This is a genomic window from Acidobacteriota bacterium, assembly GCA_040756905.1.
In the GTDB taxonomy this organism is placed as follows: domain Bacteria; phylum Acidobacteriota; class Aminicenantia; order JBFLYD01; family JBFLYD01; genus JBFLYD01.
Window position 1 is genome coordinate 1 of sequence record JBFLYD010000057.1, and the last position, 16425, is coordinate 16425.

Consider the following 16425-nt stretch of genomic DNA (forward strand, 5'->3'; position numbering starts at 1 on the left):
CAGGGATGGCAGAAATCAGATTTTGGTATGACAACAAATTAGTAGGTATAGAAAAGGTCAAAAATGAAGACCTGAAATTAGTCCACTTTTAAATCTTAAATAGTCCACTTTTAAAATTTAGCTAACATACTTGATTATGGGCTCTATCAACAAAAAATTCATATCTCATATTTTCTCTTCCGAGATAGAGGAATGATACTCCTTTGGTTTTTTCTTATCCAATGAAATTGAAAAATTTAGCTGACTTCAAATTTCTATTTCCTCATAAATTATTTCTCTAAAACAAACCTGGTTGCGACCGCTATTTTTGGCTTCATAAAGAGCATCGTCCGCTGCCTTAATTAAATTGTCTATAAGTCTTTCATGGAAAAATCTGGGAGACCTAACAATTCCTATGCCAAGGCTAATGGTTATTTTGAATAATTGATCATCAAATTGAAAAGAAGTATTTTTAACTGATTGTCGCAAATCTTCAGCTAAAGTTTGAGCCCCTTTTAGATCAGTAGAGGGAAGAATAACAGAAAATTCTTCCCCTCCATACCGAGCTAAAGTATCATTGCTTCGTATGCGATTCTTGAGGATTTTGACCATGCTTGTCAGAATATAGTCTCCTGTTCGATGACCGTACTTATCGTTGAATCTTTTAAAGTGATCAATATCCAGTATGATTAGAGCTAAGGAATCTGGATGTTTCCTGCGTATCATTTTTCTTATTTCCTGATTCAGAGTCTCCATAAAAAACCGGCGATTATATATCTTTGTTAACTCATCAGTGATTGCTAGCTCATTTAAGAGTTTACTTTTTTCTTCGAGTTCCCTTGTTCTTTCTCTAATTATTTCTTCAAGAATCTTTTTTTCTCTTTTTATTTTATTAACTCTATATCTGTAACCAGCAACAACCAAAACCAAGAGGCCTATTATTGATACTCCAATAAACCACCAGGTTTCCCAAAAAGGAGGCAGAATGGTAAAATACAATTGAGCCGGAGTTTTTGACCAGTAGCCATCTCCATTTCTCGCTGTAATTTTAAAAGTGTAATGACCATTATTTAGATTGGTATATCTTATTTCTCTTTTTTCAGTAATCTTTGACCAATCTTTATCATAACCTTCAAGTCTGTATTGATAGCGAACATCCTGTTCATCTTTAAAGGATAAACCTATATAGAAGAAATCAATATTGTTTTGGTTATACTTAAATTTTAAATTTTCACTTTGCTCAATGGGTGAATTATTAACCAAAAACTTTTCTATATAAACTGGAGGAGGCACTTTATTAGGAATATCATTTTGAGGAATATATTTGATCACTCCTTTAGTGATGCCAAACCATATATTCCTTTGAATATCAAGATATAAAGAATTAGGGGTACATGTTTCATCTCCTACTAAACCTTTTTTTTGATTGTACACTTTAATTACTTTTTCGCCATCAAATATATTTAATCCTTTATCCGTTCCTAACCATAAATTCCCATCATATTCAATAACAGAAACAATATTATTATCTGATAGGCCATTTTTAGTAGTATAAATGGTAAAATTTTTACCATCAAATTTATTTATTCCAAGATTTGTTCCCAACCACAGAATACCTTTTCTATCTCTAAAAATCGTATTTACACGATTATTTGATAATCCCTCATTGGTGGTGTAATTTTTAAATTTTTTGCCATCGAAACAGGAGGCTCCTCCCTCAGTCGCAAACCAAATCTTATTTCCATCTTGGTAGATGTATCTGACATAATTGTTAACTAAACCATTTTTAGTAGTGTAATTAATAAATTTTTTGCCATCAAATTTACTTATTCCTTGAGCTGTAGCTAACCATAAGAAATTCTCAGTGGATAAAATATCTACCACAGCGTTGGAAATCAAACCGTCCTTTTGGGTATATTTTTCAAATCTTTTTCCGTCAAAACTATTTAAACCTTCAAATGTAGCAATATAGAGTTTATCCTTAAATTCAGCTAAATCCCAAATTTGATTACTTGATAATCCATTTTTAGTAGTGTAGGTAATAAAGTCAGTATCAAATTTTATTAAACCATCTTGATACGTCCCAAACCAAATCGCATTTTTATAATCATAAATTGACATTACTATCTTATTTTCTAAATAATTTAAAAATTTATCAGAGAGAATCTTGCTTATTCCATTATTAGTAGTTAACCACACTGAATTTTCTTTATCAATTAGAATGGAATAGATATTATTAGCTATTAAGCCATTTTGAATGTCATATCTTTTAAAATTATCTTTATGTCGGATAATTCCATCTCCTATTGTCCCAAACCACAAATCTTTACCTAAAGCAGCACAGTAAATATCATCTTCTGGAAAATAATTTATAAATTCGTTGTTTTCAAATTTAAATAGTCCTCTATCTCTTGTTCCTACCCATAAAATAGAACCCTGTTTTAATAAAGCTCTTACAGTCTTACCATAAAATCCTTCTTTTTCTCCATAATTCATAAAATTTTTTCCATCAAATCTGGAGAGTCCACCACCACTTGTGCCAATCCAAAGATATTTATCATCAGAGAGAAGGGAATAAATATAATTATTCGGCAAGCCATCTTGTGTAGTGTAGGTAATAAATCTTTTTCCATCGAATCTGGAAAGACCTCCTTCACTTGTGCCAAACCATAAATATCCCTGAAATCTTGATATACACCAGATAGTACCTTTGCCTAATCCATCATTGAAAGTATAATTTCTGAATGTCTTTCCATTAAATTGGCTGAGCCCATTATTCGTTCCAACCCAGAGAATTTCATTGTCTTTTAATATAGCTCTAACTGTATTATTAATTAAACCATCTGAGACCGTGTAGGTAATAAATTCAGCTCCATTATATTTTACCAATCCCCCACCAGTACCCAACCAGATATACCCTTTACTATCTTGTAAAATGCACCAGACCTGAGCGCTTGGCAAGCCATCTTTAGTGGTATAATTCCTTATATGAAGTCCCTGGGCTAAAATAATATTTTCTAAGACTAAAATTGAAAAAAGGAGGGAATATTTTTTATCATTCTTTTTAATATGGAATCACCTCAACTCTTCATTTATAATATAATAATTAAAACATAAATTTTCAATATGTAGACTTATTTTCCTTTAATTTAATCTTACTAATTGGTCTTTTTAGCATTTGACATCAATTTCTTCCTGTGATATAAACAAAAGATTGATACAGAGCGAGAATCAAAAATATCCACGTCCAAAAAAGAAGACTTTCTATCTAAGGGCGTAAACCTAATTTTTTAAGGTTTGCAATTATGAGTATCGGAGCAAAAGAGGCTTTAGAACTTCTTAAAGCTGAAGGGCGAGAATTTTTTGAACTCATGCATACTGCAAATACTAAGAGAATTGAAAACAAGGGAAACGAAATTTCCTTATGCGGAATTGTAAATGCAAAGAGTGGTCTATGCGGTGAAGACTGTAGCTTTTGTGCCCAATCAGTACATCATGATACTGATGTAAAAACTTATCCGCTTTTAGGAGAAACGGAAATTTTAAGAGCCGCCAGGGAAGCTCAAGATAATGGCGTGAGGGAATTTTCAATCGTTACAAGTGGTAAAGGCATTCGTAGAAAGAAGGAAATCGAGTCATTAAAAAAAACTATCAGTGAGATTGCAAAAAAATTGAAATTGGAGCGCTGTTCTTCTCTCGGAATCGTAAGGAGAGAAACCCTCCTTGCCCTTAAAGAAGCCGGGCTTCAATCCTATCATCACAATCTTGAAACAGCACGGTCATTCTTCCCGAAAATCTGTACAACTCGTTCCTACGATGAGAATATTAAGGTTGTTATCAATGCAAAAGAATTGGGGCTTAAGGTTTGCTGTGGAGGGATTTTTGGAATGGGAGAAAGTGATGAGCAAATTGTGGAATTCGTTCAGACACTTAATGAACTTGATATTGATAGTATTCCAATAAATTTCTTAAATCCTATACCAAAAACCCCGTTAGCTAATACAAATTTCCTCAATCCGGAAAGGTGTCTTAAAATAATTGCTGTTATACGGATTCTTTTCCCAAAAAAGGACATTTTTGTCTGTGGAGGAAGAGAGGTGAACTTAAGGCAACTCCAACCTCTTATCTTTCTGGCTGGTGCTAATGGAATGATTACTGGAAACTACCTCACTACCAAGGGAAGAGGATACCTTGCTGACATGGAAATGATAAATGACATGGGGCTCAAAGTAAAGGGATATGAGAGAACATAAATTTAAAGACCAACTAAAGATTGAATTAAGAAAGCTTGCATCTAAAAATCTTTTAAGAGATATGGTGGAAATTTCAAGTCCACAGGGGAGTAATGTTAGTATCATGGGAAGGAATTTCTTGCTTTTCTGCAGTAATAACTATCTCGGGCTTGCAAATCATCCCGATATCATAAGAGCTTCAATTGAATATGCCAAGCGCTACGGCGTTGGCAGTGGAGCGAGTCGTCTGATATCCGGAACAATGACCCCTCATGTTGAGCTTGAGGAGAAATTAAAGAAATTTTTGAGTGCTGAGAAAACTCTTCTATTCAATAGCGGTTATCATGCGAATGTTGGAACAATCTCGGCCATCGCTCAAGAAGGGGACACAATATTTTCTGACGAGCTCAATCACGCGAGCATAATTGACGGCTGCAGACTCTCAAAAGCAAAATGCATTATTTACCCTCACAGAAATGTTGAAGTGCTAGAGAATTTGATGAAGAAGGAAAGGAAAAGAAATGGGAAGGGGAAATCCATTATCGTAAGTGAAAGTTTATTCAGCATGGATGGGAACATTGCACCAATTGTGGAGCTTGTCGCTCTGAAGAAGAGATTTGGTGCAGTGCTCATTCTTGACGAAGCACATGCTTTTGGGGTAATAGGAAAAGGGGGGAAAGGTGTGGCTGAGCAAAATGGGGTTGAAAGAGAGGTTGATATTAAAATAGGAACACTCGGAAAAGCATTTGGATGTTTTGGGGCTTTCGTAGTTTCAGATGCAACTACAATCAATTTTTTAATGAACAAAGCACGATCTTTCATCTACACAACATCCTTGCCTCCTCCCATTGTTGGTGCGGCGATAAAAGCAATTTCTCTCGCAGAAGAAGCTGAAGACAAGAGAATACAAATAAGAAAAAATATTGAGCAAATAAGAGGTGCGCTCAGCAATCTTAATGGAATAAAAGTAGAAAATCATATATTCACGATTATTTTTGGAAGTTCAAAACAGGCCCTAATGCAAGCATGGAAACTATTTGAAAAAGGCATATTTGCGCAATCAATAAGACCACCAACAGTAAAACCAGGAACAGCCAGAATAAGATTTTCCATCACTTCAGAACATAAGGAAGAGGATATATATTTTCTGACTCAAAGTCTTTTCTCAATATTTAATTAAACGCTCATGAGTCAGAGGCTCGTAAAGAAGCATGAAAATATTATTCCTCCTCCCTGCATCTCAAATAAAAGAGTGAGAGGGTAAGGGTATTTGCGGATTGAAGTTACAAAAGAGTTCAGAAAAAAAGCGCCTAATTGAATGGGATAAACGCTACATCTGGCATCCATTCACACAAATGTCAGAATGGCTTGCCTCTGAGCCTCTCATCATAGAAAAAGCTGAAGGGAACTACCTAATTGACATTGAAGGTAGACGCTACCTTGACGGTGTCTCATCTTTGTGGGTGAACAGATGGGGACACAATAACAGAGAAATCAACTCTGCCATCGTAAAGCAGATTGAGAATGTTTCCCACACAACTTTTTTAGGACTATCCTCCCCTGCCCCTATAATACTCGCAAAAATGCTCACAGAGTTTCTGCCCAAAAGCCTGTCAAAAGTTTTTTTCTCCGATAATGGTTCAACTGCAGTGGAAGTCGCCCTGAAGATTTCATTCCAGTACTGGCAAAATAAGGGAGGTAAGGCAACAAAAAAGACAAAGTTTGTATCACTCAAATATGGCTATCATGGGGACACTATTGGCGTGGTATCTATTGGAGGGATTGACCTTTTTCACAAAATTTATCGTCCCCTCCTTTTTGAGTCTTACAAAGTTGAATCCCCATATTGCTACAGATGCGCATATAGTCTGAATCCCATAGACTGTGACCTTCGCTGTGCAAACTATGTTGAAGAAATCTTTGCAGAAAGAAAAAGTGAGATAGCCGCTCTCATTATGGAGCCTTTAGTTCAAGCTGCAGGAGGGATAATTGTGCATCCGAAAGGCTTCCTGAAGAGAATTTCGGAATTTTGTGCTGAGTATGGCGTACTACTTATTCTGGATGAAGTTGCAACAGGTTTTGGAATAACTGGAAGCCTTTTTGCCTTTGAACAGGAAAATGTCATCCCTGACATTTTATGCATTGCAAAAGCGCTTTCAGGTGGATATCTTCCAATTGCGGCAACCATTACCAGCGAAAAAATCTTCCGAGAATTTTTGGGACTCTATTCGGAAAAAACTTTTTTCCACGGACATACATACACCGCAAATCCTTTGGCAGCAGCCGCAGGAATTGCAAATCTAAAACTTTTTAGGAATGTCACCAAAATCAAAAAAAAGATTTTGGTTTTCCAACAACTTCTTACACGGTTAAAGAACTTTCCTTTTGTAGGTGATATAAGACAGAAAGGATTAATTGCAGGGATTGAACTTGTGGCAAACAAAGAAACCAAAGAAGAATTTCCAATCGAAGAGAGAGTTGGGCACAAAGTTTGTATGAAAGTTAGAGAAAAGGGAGTAATCCTTAGGCCTCTCGGAAATGTCATCGTAATTATTCCGCCTCTATCCATAAAGGAGGTAGAATTAAAAAAAATAATTGATGCCATTAGATGGGCATTGGAAGAAACTTTCAAAGGGCTGAAAGGGAAGTGATGGGAGGGGGCGTTTTCATCACAGGAACTGACACAAATGTGGGAAAGACTTTTGTGGTTTGTGCTCTCGGACACGCATTGAAAAAAAAATTTTCCAATCTATTTTATTTTAAGCCAATAGAAACTGGCTGCAGGAAAAGAGGCGGAAAGCTCATCCCCTCTGACACAATAAGTGTATTAAACTCCCTTCGATTGAAGATGCCTATCAGTCAGGCATCCCCCATAAGATTTGTAACTCCAGCGGCTCCCTATATCTCGGCTAAAGTTGAACACAAAAAAATATCTATAAGAAGAATCCTTAGCTGCTACAAAAAAATCAGAAAAAAAAGTGATTTTGTTATTGTTGAAGGAGCAGGTGGAATTAATGTTCCAATAACAGAAGACTATTTTTACATAGATTTGATCAACGATATGAAAATTCCAGCGCTTCTCGTAGTAAAAGAAAAATTGGGAATGATAAATCATACCCTTTTAACTCTTGAAGGATTAAGCTCCAGAGGAGTAGAAGTGGTCGGCGTTATTTTTAACCGAAGCGAGAACTACAAATATCAAAAAGACGAGTATGAATTAAGGTCCAAAGACATTGAATTCATAGCCAACCACGCCGGGATTAAAATTTTAGTTAGAATACCATTTGTAAAGGAAAGAAAAAACATCCAGGAAATTCCAGAGGTGCTTAAGCCTATCATTTTAAATCTATGTCTTCAGAAAATCTCTTTATAATCTTCAGAGAAAGAACCAGAGTAATAGTTCTATAATCAATTTTCTTCTGGGGCACCATATATCTTTTCCACTAATCAAGCATATAGTCTATTGCATTCAATTTTCCTTTCTTTTGTGTTGTTACTTTTTCAGAGTTTCTGGAGATGATAAGTGTAGCTATCCTTTATAAATTCCTTTTTTCTCTTATAATTTGTTATATATTGCCCACAGTTACTGCCAATATAATTCTCTTCCAATTCTCCTATGCTCAGGAGAACCTCATAGCCAGCTCTACATAGGGCATCAATTATTGGGTATTCCTTTTTCTCTGGCAAAATATGGGAAGATATTTTATTTTTGGTCGCCTGATGTGTAGGATTTACTGGAGTTATCTTGATTAAAAATTTATCTGGGTTAAAATGGTGTAAAAGAATATCTGGGTTAACAGGCATCCCATTAGCCAAAGCAAAATTAAGGGCTATTTTTCTGTCACCCTTTTCATAAAATATATCTCCGTATTCTGCCATTTTTCCAAAATCCCATTTTTTTACAGGAACAAGCCACTTCCTTAATTTTACATCTGTGGTATGAATAGAGAACTGAAATTGAAATTTTCCTCTATAATATCTCTTTTTAATATCCAGCAATCTTTTAAAAAATTTATCTGTCCCCTCAGGTGCAATTGTAGAAATAGATGGTATAAGCCCAGGAGCATTGCATAAATCAGGGAGCTCCATAAGTACATCAAGGACATCTTGATTAAAGGCTGGTTCCCCCATTCTTGCAAATTGAATCTTAAACTTTTCAACAGACACTCTCCTTTCAGGGAAACGCATTTTTATTAGATAATCAATCTGAAATACTATCTCATCTTTAGAAAGCTTTCCCTGAAAATTACCCCCAGCATCACAAAAGCGACAGCTTACCGGGCAACCATACAAGGTGGATACAATCAAAACCCATTTCTTTTCTCGTGGCAGTGGAGGTTGAACCGATTCAACAAATTCTATTTGTTTACCTTTATCCATTTCTGCGATATAGATCATGGCAATATCTTCTCTTCCAACTTTTGCAACTATCTTCATGAGTTTTCTCCTATTATTTTTTTGTGAATTTCCATAGCAGATTTAACACCATCTCCTACACAAATAGCAGTTTGTCTATAGACTTCATTTTTAACATCACCCACCATAAAAAGCATTTTTACCTTTATAAGTTTTTCAAATTTTTTCTTAAGATTAATACTCAAAAAATCAAGATGAGGCCTTCTTCCAATAGAGATAACCAGATAATCTACATAGATTTGCTCTTTTTTCCAGTTTCCATAATGATTACAAATTATCAGTAGCCCATTCTCTACATCTTTTATTTCCTCCACATTAATGCTATCCAAATAGGAAATATTCTCGGTTTTCATACATCTATTCCATAAGGCAGGAATACACCTCGCTTTATTATTCTTGTTTAAGATTATAACCTCATTCCTTTGAGAGAGAGTAAGAGCATAATCGAATGCTCCATCACCACCTCCAATAATCGCAATCTTCTTGTTTATTGCTTCAGCCATAGAATGAATCTCATAAAATACTCGGTTTTTGAGCTCTTCTGGGATTTTTGGAACTGAAAGTCTCAGAGACTCTGTGCCAGAGGCAATAACTACAATGCGAGAGATTATTGTTCTTTTATCAGTGCGAACAAAAAATACTTTGTTCATATAATCGAGTTCTAACACCTCCTCAAAATGGACTTTAATTCCAGCATTTTCCAGTTGTTTTCTAAAAAGTTTTACAAGTTCTTGTCCAGGAATTCCCTCTGGAAAGCCAGGATAGTTCTCTACCAAATTAGCATTCCTTAGAAGTCCACCAATTTCATCTTTTTCTAAAAGAATGGGTTCAATTTCATAACGCTTTAGCTGAATTGCTGTTGCTATTCCTGAGGGTCCTGCCCCTATTATAACCACATCGTTAATATCCAATTTAAGATGCCTCTAAGCATTTTTGTAGTTCTTTAATGAGAATAGGTATGGAAAAACCATGAGACAGATTAAGGAAAGCCGCCCAATGAAATTCTTGGCTATAGGTTGCAGTCCCATCTATCGGGAAAAAGACCCTATAACCTCTAACAAAGGCAGATCTTGCTGTTGTCTCACAGCAAAGGTGCGTCATTACTCCAGTTATTACAACCTGTGTTACCCCTTTTTCTTTTAGCAAATTTTCAAGGGGTGTATTGTAGAATGCGTCATATTGCGTCTTTTTGATAACTATTGCCCTGGGAAGACTAAACTCAGGAATAATCTCACTCAAGACATTTTCTTCCATTATCAAATCTTTCCACCATTCTCTCATAAGCTTTGCATCCCGATGATTGTTAAGATGGCGCGTTAAGATAACTGGCAGATTCGCTTTGAGGAAGGCATTCGATAGATCTTTAATCCTTGGTATAATTGGTAAAGAGCTTGGAACATAGGCATGGGAGCTTCCATCGAGAAAATATCGTTGCATGTCAAGAATTAAAAGGGCAGAATGCTCAGGAATGAAGGTAATTTTGTGTTGTTCTCTATATTTCCTCAATTTCTGAAGCATTTGCCAAGATCTTTCATCAATAGTTTCCGAACTAAAATAACTTTCTCTCATTTAATCTTCCTCGCTATTATGAAGACGTATTTTCTTTCGATTAGTAATTAGAATTTCATATTTTAATTTATCAAGATTTAACACTTCTATTTCTTTTATGACATTTCCTTTCTCTTCGTCTTTAAATTGACCTGCCTTTATTTCCATTCTTAAAATTTTATCATTTTTCTTTTTTTTATTAAACAATATGAATTCTGAAAGACCTCACTACATAATACAATAATATTTGACCCTTCCTGAGTCCTTAGAAATAATTAAAATTCCTACCGAAAATAATTTTAGTTTGAATATCTAAATCATTAGATTCTGAAAATATCTGAATTTAAAATATATTTTTTATTGAATGGAAAAAATTTTGAAGTTATTGAATCTTTTTTTATTTAATTTGTCTTCTAATATAATATAAAGAGAATAATTTCCAGGTTTTAATTCAACTGGGTCAAATTCAACCAAATATATAATTTTGGTTTGCTGTTCGATTTGATTTAAAATTTTGCAACTAATACTTTTACTTTCTCCTGTGGACAAATTAACTAAAAATGTAAGAATGTTAAACTCAGGTTTAATTTCGTTTTCTTCTTTTTCAAATCTTATAACTGCAAATAGATTTGAACTCCCTGGGATATATACTCCAATCAAAGGAATAAATTCACTTTGATTGAATGGATAAGGCTCTTCATGGAAAGGGTAATTCTTGGTATGTTTATATCTATCGGAGGTAAAACCCGCTAAGAAATTTTGATTGGTGTTTTTTATAAGTAAAAGAGGTTGAGAAAGTCTTCTATTTCCTCCTTCATCTGAGGCCTTAAAAGATATCGATGCTTTTCCTGATTTTCCCGTTGAAAGATTCCTTATTACAATTCTAAAGAGATTTTCACCTTTTTTCACAGGTAGAATATTATAAAAAAATAAATTTTGTCCTCTATAATAAGAAACGTCTATCTTTAAATTCTGGAGCAATGTTAAATCTCCTTCTTTTTCAAGAGAAAGTGTAATAATTTCTACTTTACCTTCTCCCTCGATGAATTTATTCATTGGAATCTCTGTAAATATCAGAGCATTCTCTTTGCCTTCATCAGAGAACAAAACAGCATCAGAGCTTAGTTTTAATACTTCTCCTGTTATAATTGATTCATCATTTAATGCTAAATCAATCAGATGTAAATCTTTTTCAAATTTTGTAAGCTGGGAAAATGGTTTTGGATTAAAATATCCTTTAAGTGTTAAAATTTCTGTACCTTTCCTCTTTACTTTTACTTTTATACTATGGAACTTACCATCAGCTACCTCTTCTTTAACATAATATCCGAGCACATAATAATAATCTGTCATTTCTGAGATTTTTTTAACTACAGATTTTAAATCATATGTTCCTCCGAAGTATTTTCCTCCAGTTGTATTAGAAAGTTGCATGAGGGAATAATTTACTGAACCAGGATTTGAAGATCTGAGGCTTTCTTCCCCGGCTGATAATCCTTCTGTGTTTACTGCATAAACAATCGAGCCTGATGCAGCAAGTTCTTTTGCCATCAGTTCATACTCATTAACAAGATCAGTATTTCCTGCCATTGATTCATCATCAGAGCGACGTACAAAATCCCATATAAATTCTTCCATCCTTTCAGCACTACTAAATTTATCTCCATAGAAAATTCTATTGTTTATTCCAGATGAAAATAAAACAATATGCTTAACTCCAGGGATATATTTCAAAGCTTTTGCTAATTCTTTGAAAACAAGAGTAAAATTTGTAACATTGCGTTTATATATTTGTATATTAAATTCCTTATCAAACCTTTCTAAATTTTCAATAATTTCGTCTGGCTCTTCCTGAGAGCTTAAGCCTTTTGGAGCAAGTTGATCCATTGAGCCTGAATATTCATTACGAAGTTTTTCAGCTCTTCCAAGAAATTTTTGGATTCCAATTTTTTCTATCTCTTTTTTAATTTTTTGATGGTCATCTGTCAGATATTCAATCATTTTAAAGCCTGACATAAATGAATAAGTCAGTATTCCAACCAAATCTTCAGGCCTTACCTGAGTGTTTATGAAATGAAGGGCTGCTTCTTTAGCTCTTTTTATTCCCTGAGGAGTATTAAATCCAAAATCAAAAAGAAGGAATATTTTTCTTCTTTCTTCAGGTTTCAAACTCTTCACTTCATCCTCTGGCTGAATTGTCTCTTCTTTCTTTAATGATTTTCTCTCAAAGTAAGCAACAGTCTTTAATTTACCATCAATGTATATTTCAAAATCTGATTCCTTTAAATCTTTAACTGGTTCTCCTTTTTTATTCACTACATATACTTCTACAAGTTTTAGAATAACTTTAACTTCATATTTAAGTTTTTCCTGTTCTTTCTCCTGGGATGATAATATGTAAGATGGAAAAATAAGGAGAACTATTAGAAGGGAGATAAGACATATATTCAATTTAATTTCATAAAAAGTTTTCATCTTTACATTTAATTTAATACTTTTTTTAAACTTTTTCAATATCCTATTTTGGTCATCCTTGCTGTTCAAATTTTTTAGTTTTAAATTGACACAGGTTTTACTGTAAAATAAAATTTTCTTGGACTTATAAAAACAAAGAAGGAGGACTAATAAATGAAAATATCCAAAAGAGGTAAAGAAATCCAAGCTTCCCCCATAAGAAGACTTGTTCCCTATTCGGATGAGGCAAAAAAAAGAGGAATTAAAATATACCACCTGAACATCGGTCAACCTGACATTCCAACTCCAAGGCCCATAATCGATGCAATAAAAAAATACAATGATGAAGTATTAAGCTATGGACCATCAACCGGCTTACCCGAATTAAAAAGACAAATCTCTTTTTATTTTCAAAGATATGGAATCCCTATAAATGAAGATGAGGTAATCATTACAGTTGGCGGAAGTGAAGCAATTTTATTCTCATTCAATGTAGTGGCTGATCCCGGTGATGAGATTATCGTCCCAGAGCCATTCTACACTAATTATAATGGTTATGCTTCAATGGCAAATTTGAAAATAAAGCCTGCCACAATGAAAGCAGAGGATGGATTCAGACCGCCAAAAATAAAAGATTTTGAGAAAAAAATTTCAAAGAGAACAAGGGCAATGTTATTAAATTCTCCAAACAATCCAACTGGAACTGTTTACACAAAAGAAGAGCTTTCAGAAATTGTAACCCTGGTAAAAAAATATGACCTTTTTCTTATAAGCGATGAAGTCTATAAAGAATTTATTTATGATGGTATAACTCACACAAGTATTTTAGAGTTCCCTGATATCTATGACAGGGCAATTGTAGTTGATTCTATTTCAAAAAGGTTCAGTGCATGCGGGGCGAGGGTGGGAGCTGTGGTTTCAAAAAATCAAAAGGTAATTGAATCCTTAACAAAGTTTGCTCAAGCAAGACTCTGTCCTCAGACAATTGAGCAGCTGGGTGCGATTGCTGCCTATAAGATGGACCCAAGTTATTTTGAGCCCATCAAGAAAGAATACGAAAGAAGAAGAAACCTTATGTATGAAGAACTTTCAAATGTAGAAAAGGTTATTTTGAAAAAGCCCCAGGGTGCTTTTTATATGATTGTAAAATTGCCGGTAAAAAATGCTGAGGATTTCGCCATCTGGTTAATGAAGGATTTTTCTATCGATGGAGAATCTGTTATGGTTGCGCCTGGAAATGGATTCTATGCAACTCCTAACTCTGGAGAAGATGAAGTAAGAATAGCTTATGTTTTGAAAGAGGAAGATCTAAAGAAAGCTTTAAGAATTTTTAAAGAAGGACTTAACAAGTATAAAGAAATTAAAGAAGAATAATTTGGCTTAAGGGGCAAACTTCAACACCGAGTTTATCCAATTTTTCTCTGGCTGATTGAATTAACTCAACCGCTCCAGGTGTGTCTGAATGAAGACTAAGTGTATGAAATTTAATTGGAATCTCCCCTCCTTCAACAGTTTTAATTTTTTGGTATAAAACCATTCTCTCAAGTTGATTTAATATTTCTTCTCTGTTTTCAATTAAACTTCCTTTAACAGTTCTCGGGACAAGCTCACCTTTTGAATTATAACGCCTATCGAGAAAAGCTTCATAAGCGACTCTACATCCTTCATCTTCTGCTGTTTTTGCAAATTGTGAGTTAGCTAAAGCAACAAGCATATAATTTTTATTTATTTTTTTTATCGCTCTTGAAATTATTCTGGCTAACTCTTTGTCTTTGACTGCCATATTATACAAAGCTCCATGAGGTTTTACATGCTGGATTTCCATTCCCTCTATTTCTACCATGGCTTCTAAAGCTCCAATCTGATAGATTAAGATATTTTCAAGGTCGAACTCTTCAATTTTCATTTCTCTCCTTCCAAACCCCATCAAATCAGGAAAAGAAGGATGAGCTCCGATTGAAACATTGTGTATTTTTGCAAGCTGAACTATTTTTCTCATGGTAGTCGGATCTCCTCCATGAAAACCGCAACCAATGTTTATAGATGTCACAAAATTCAATATTCTTTCATCTTCTCCAACTTTCAAATTTCCATAGCTTTCTCCATAATCTGCATTTAAATCTACCTTCATATATCCTCTCCTCAAATCTTATTACAATAATTCATAAATATTCTCAATCCTCCTGATATATTCTTCCCTTTTTTTGTATGCTTCCTCAAAGGAAACTCTTCTAAAAATTATTTTATCCCCTGGCTTCATCTGACCGAATTTATCAAGGTCAGAAACTAAAACCGTCCCTATCTTTGGATAACCTCCTATAGTTGGGCCATCTGCTAAGATTACAACTGGATTTCCTTCTTTTAGAATCTGAATTGTTCCTGTATTTAATGGCTCGGAGAGAATTTCTCTCTTTTTAAAAGGATAAACCTCAATTCCTTTGAGCCTATAACCTGACCTGTCAGATTCAGGCTTTACGATCCATATTTCACTCAAAAATTTTTCATACTCTGAAAAAATTAATTCATCCTCTTTCTCTAAAATGAAGTCAACTTTAAACGGACTCAAAAAATTCTTCTGATAATTTACCTTGATTTCTTTATGCTTAACAAATTGCCTTATCTCTTTCAATTTTATAATATCGCCCTCGCTTAACTGCCTTTCCTCATAACCACCTATTTTTCCTTTTGTATAGGTAGAATAAGATCCAAGTGCTACCGGAATATCAAGAAGTCCTGATACCACAAGATAAGCTCTCGCTCCTTTTTTAACGAAACCCAATTCGAGAAAATTCCCTTTCTTAACAGAAATAGTTTGATTCATTTCAACTTCTTTCCCATTTAATCGAATTTCGATCTCTCCTCCTGTTATTGCAAAAGCTAAATCTGAGAGAAATTCAATTTTTGGACCGAGCAGAGTAATTTCAAAAGCAGGGAAATTCCATGGATTCTCTACAAGGGAATTTGCAAGATAGAATGAGAATCTATCCAGAGCTCCTGAGGGCGGCACGCCATAAGCTCTATATCCTTCTCTACCTCTGTCCTGAATTGTTGTAAATAAGCCTGGTTTTATGATTCGTATAGCATCCATTCTTTCTCCCCTTTTTCAATCCTCGAGTAAGCTTGAGAGTCTATGGGCTTAAATTTAACATTATCACCAGGTGAAAGTAAAAATGGATTCTCCTGATTTAAGTCAAAAATTTTTAAAGGAGCTCTTCCGATTATCCTCCATCCTCCAGCAGTTTCAACAGGATAGATTCCTGTTTGCTTTTCTGCTATCCCCACTGAACCAGGGGGTATTTTAATTCTCGGAGTCTCTCTCCTTGGAACCTGAATCCTCTCATCAAGAATTCCCATGTAGGGAAAGCCTGGAGAAAACCCAAGCATAAAAACTCTGTAAATCTTCGACGAGTGAATTTCAATGAATTCTTCTTTTTTTATGCTGCAAATTTCAGTGACAATATCCAAATCAGGAGAAAAATCTTCCCCATAACAAACAGGAATAACAATGTTTCTTTGAAAACTTTCCTCCTCTTTATCTAAATTTTCTGAACTATTAACGATATTTTCAATTAAATTTCTTATCTGTTCATACTTTATCGATTCAGGTTTGTAAAAGATTGCAAGCGAAGAATATGCAGGAACTATCTCCTTTATCTCTTTAATTTGTAGGTCTTTAATTCTTCTGGCTATGTTCCATATGATTCTATTTTCTTCAATGTTAATCTCATTTCCAATTACAAAAAGAATCCCATCCTCGCCAAGGGGAAAATATTTTGCATTCTCAAGCATGTAATGT

The 16425-nt window shown here is 34.4% G+C and carries 14 protein-coding genes and 1 pseudogene; 5 read left to right on the plus strand and 10 right to left on the minus strand.

The window, feature by feature from the left end; translation table 11 throughout:
• Nucleotides 1-246: 246 nt before the first annotated feature.
• Both AB1410_09760 and AB1410_09765 read right to left on the minus strand, forming a co-directional pair.
• Nucleotides 247-2868, minus strand: coding sequence for a diguanylate cyclase (locus AB1410_09760; protein MEW6456981.1), 2622 nt, complete (start codon nt 2866-2868; stop codon nt 247-249).
• Between the two features lie 12 nt (nt 2869-2880).
• Nucleotides 2881-2940 (minus strand): annotated as a pseudogene (locus AB1410_09765) (two-component regulator propeller domain-containing protein).
• Nucleotides 2941-3284: 344 nt separating this feature from the next.
• On the opposite strand from AB1410_09765, the gene bioB reads away from it, so the two are divergent.
• The 4 genes from bioB to bioD all read left to right on the plus strand — a co-directional run bounded on the left by bioB (nt 3285) and on the right by bioD (nt 7584).
• Nucleotides 3285-4232 (plus strand): biotin synthase BioB, encoded by a 948-nt coding sequence (gene bioB, locus AB1410_09770; protein MEW6456982.1) that lies wholly within the window; start codon nt 3285-3287, stop codon nt 4230-4232.
• Nucleotides 4219-5391: an 8-amino-7-oxononanoate synthase gene (locus AB1410_09775; protein ID MEW6456983.1), complete on the plus strand. Its 1173-nt coding sequence runs from the start codon at nt 4219-4221 to the stop codon at nt 5389-5391. Before bioB ends, AB1410_09775 begins: the two co-directional genes overlap by 14 nt.
• Nucleotides 5392-5488: 97 nt before the next feature.
• Nucleotides 5489-6862: an adenosylmethionine--8-amino-7-oxononanoate transaminase gene (bioA, locus tag AB1410_09780; GenBank protein MEW6456984.1), complete on the plus strand. Its 1374-nt coding sequence runs from the start codon at nt 5489-5491 to the stop codon at nt 6860-6862.
• Nucleotides 6820-7584 carry a dethiobiotin synthase gene (gene bioD, locus AB1410_09785; GenBank protein ID MEW6456985.1) on the plus strand — a complete coding sequence of 255 codons (765 nt, stop codon included), beginning with the start codon at nt 6820-6822 and terminating at the stop codon, nt 7582-7584. Before bioA ends, bioD begins: the two co-directional genes overlap by 43 nt.
• A gap of 128 nt (nt 7585-7712) precedes the next feature.
• Here the strand turns inward: bioD and AB1410_09790 are convergent, their stop codons facing one another.
• From AB1410_09790 to AB1410_09810, 5 genes are all read right to left on the minus strand, one after another.
• Complete coding sequence (locus tag AB1410_09790; GenBank protein MEW6456986.1) at nt 7713-8648, minus strand: radical SAM protein; 936 nt, start codon at nt 8646-8648, stop codon at nt 7713-7715.
• On the minus strand, nt 8645-9538 hold the full coding sequence (locus AB1410_09795; GenBank protein MEW6456987.1) for an NAD(P)/FAD-dependent oxidoreductase: 894 nt from the start codon (nt 9536-9538) through the stop codon (nt 8645-8647). The genes AB1410_09790 and AB1410_09795 overlap by 4 nt, the downstream gene beginning before the upstream one ends.
• A gap of 1 nt (nt 9539) precedes the next feature.
• On the minus strand, nt 9540-10196 hold the full coding sequence (locus AB1410_09800) for an isochorismatase family protein (GenBank protein MEW6456988.1): 657 nt from the start codon (nt 10194-10196) through the stop codon (nt 9540-9542).
• Nucleotides 10197-10382, minus strand: coding sequence for a hypothetical protein (locus AB1410_09805; GenBank protein MEW6456989.1), 186 nt, complete (start codon nt 10380-10382; stop codon nt 10197-10199).
• Between the two features lie 150 nt (nt 10383-10532).
• Nucleotides 10533-12689: a VWA domain-containing protein gene (locus AB1410_09810; GenBank protein MEW6456990.1), complete on the minus strand. Its 2157-nt coding sequence runs from the start codon at nt 12687-12689 to the stop codon at nt 10533-10535.
• A gap of 114 nt (nt 12690-12803) precedes the next feature.
• Here AB1410_09810 and AB1410_09815 point away from each other — a divergent pair, with 114 nt between their 5' ends.
• A complete protein-coding gene (locus tag AB1410_09815; GenBank protein MEW6456991.1) occupies nt 12804-14003 on the plus strand; it encodes a pyridoxal phosphate-dependent aminotransferase in 1200 nt (399 codons plus the stop codon).
• Here AB1410_09815 and AB1410_09820 read toward each other — a convergent pair.
• From AB1410_09820 to pxpB, 3 genes are read right to left on the minus strand one after another with little or no spacing between them, the layout of a single operon-like run.
• The gene (locus AB1410_09820) at nt 13990-14760 is read right to left on the minus strand and encodes a 5-oxoprolinase subunit PxpA (GenBank protein ID MEW6456992.1); all 771 of its coding nucleotides are present in this window, start codon (nt 14758-14760) and stop codon (nt 13990-13992) included. The genes AB1410_09815 and AB1410_09820 overlap by 14 nt on opposite strands.
• A gap of 21 nt (nt 14761-14781) precedes the next feature.
• Nucleotides 14782-15717, minus strand: a complete 936-nt coding sequence (locus AB1410_09825; GenBank protein ID MEW6456993.1) for a biotin-dependent carboxyltransferase family protein — start codon at nt 15715-15717, stop codon at nt 14782-14784.
• The gene (gene pxpB, locus AB1410_09830) at nt 15696-16418 is read right to left on the minus strand and encodes a 5-oxoprolinase subunit PxpB (GenBank protein ID MEW6456994.1); all 723 of its coding nucleotides are present in this window, start codon (nt 16416-16418) and stop codon (nt 15696-15698) included. Before pxpB ends, AB1410_09825 begins: the two co-directional genes overlap by 22 nt.
• Nucleotides 16419-16425 lie beyond the last annotated feature (7 nt).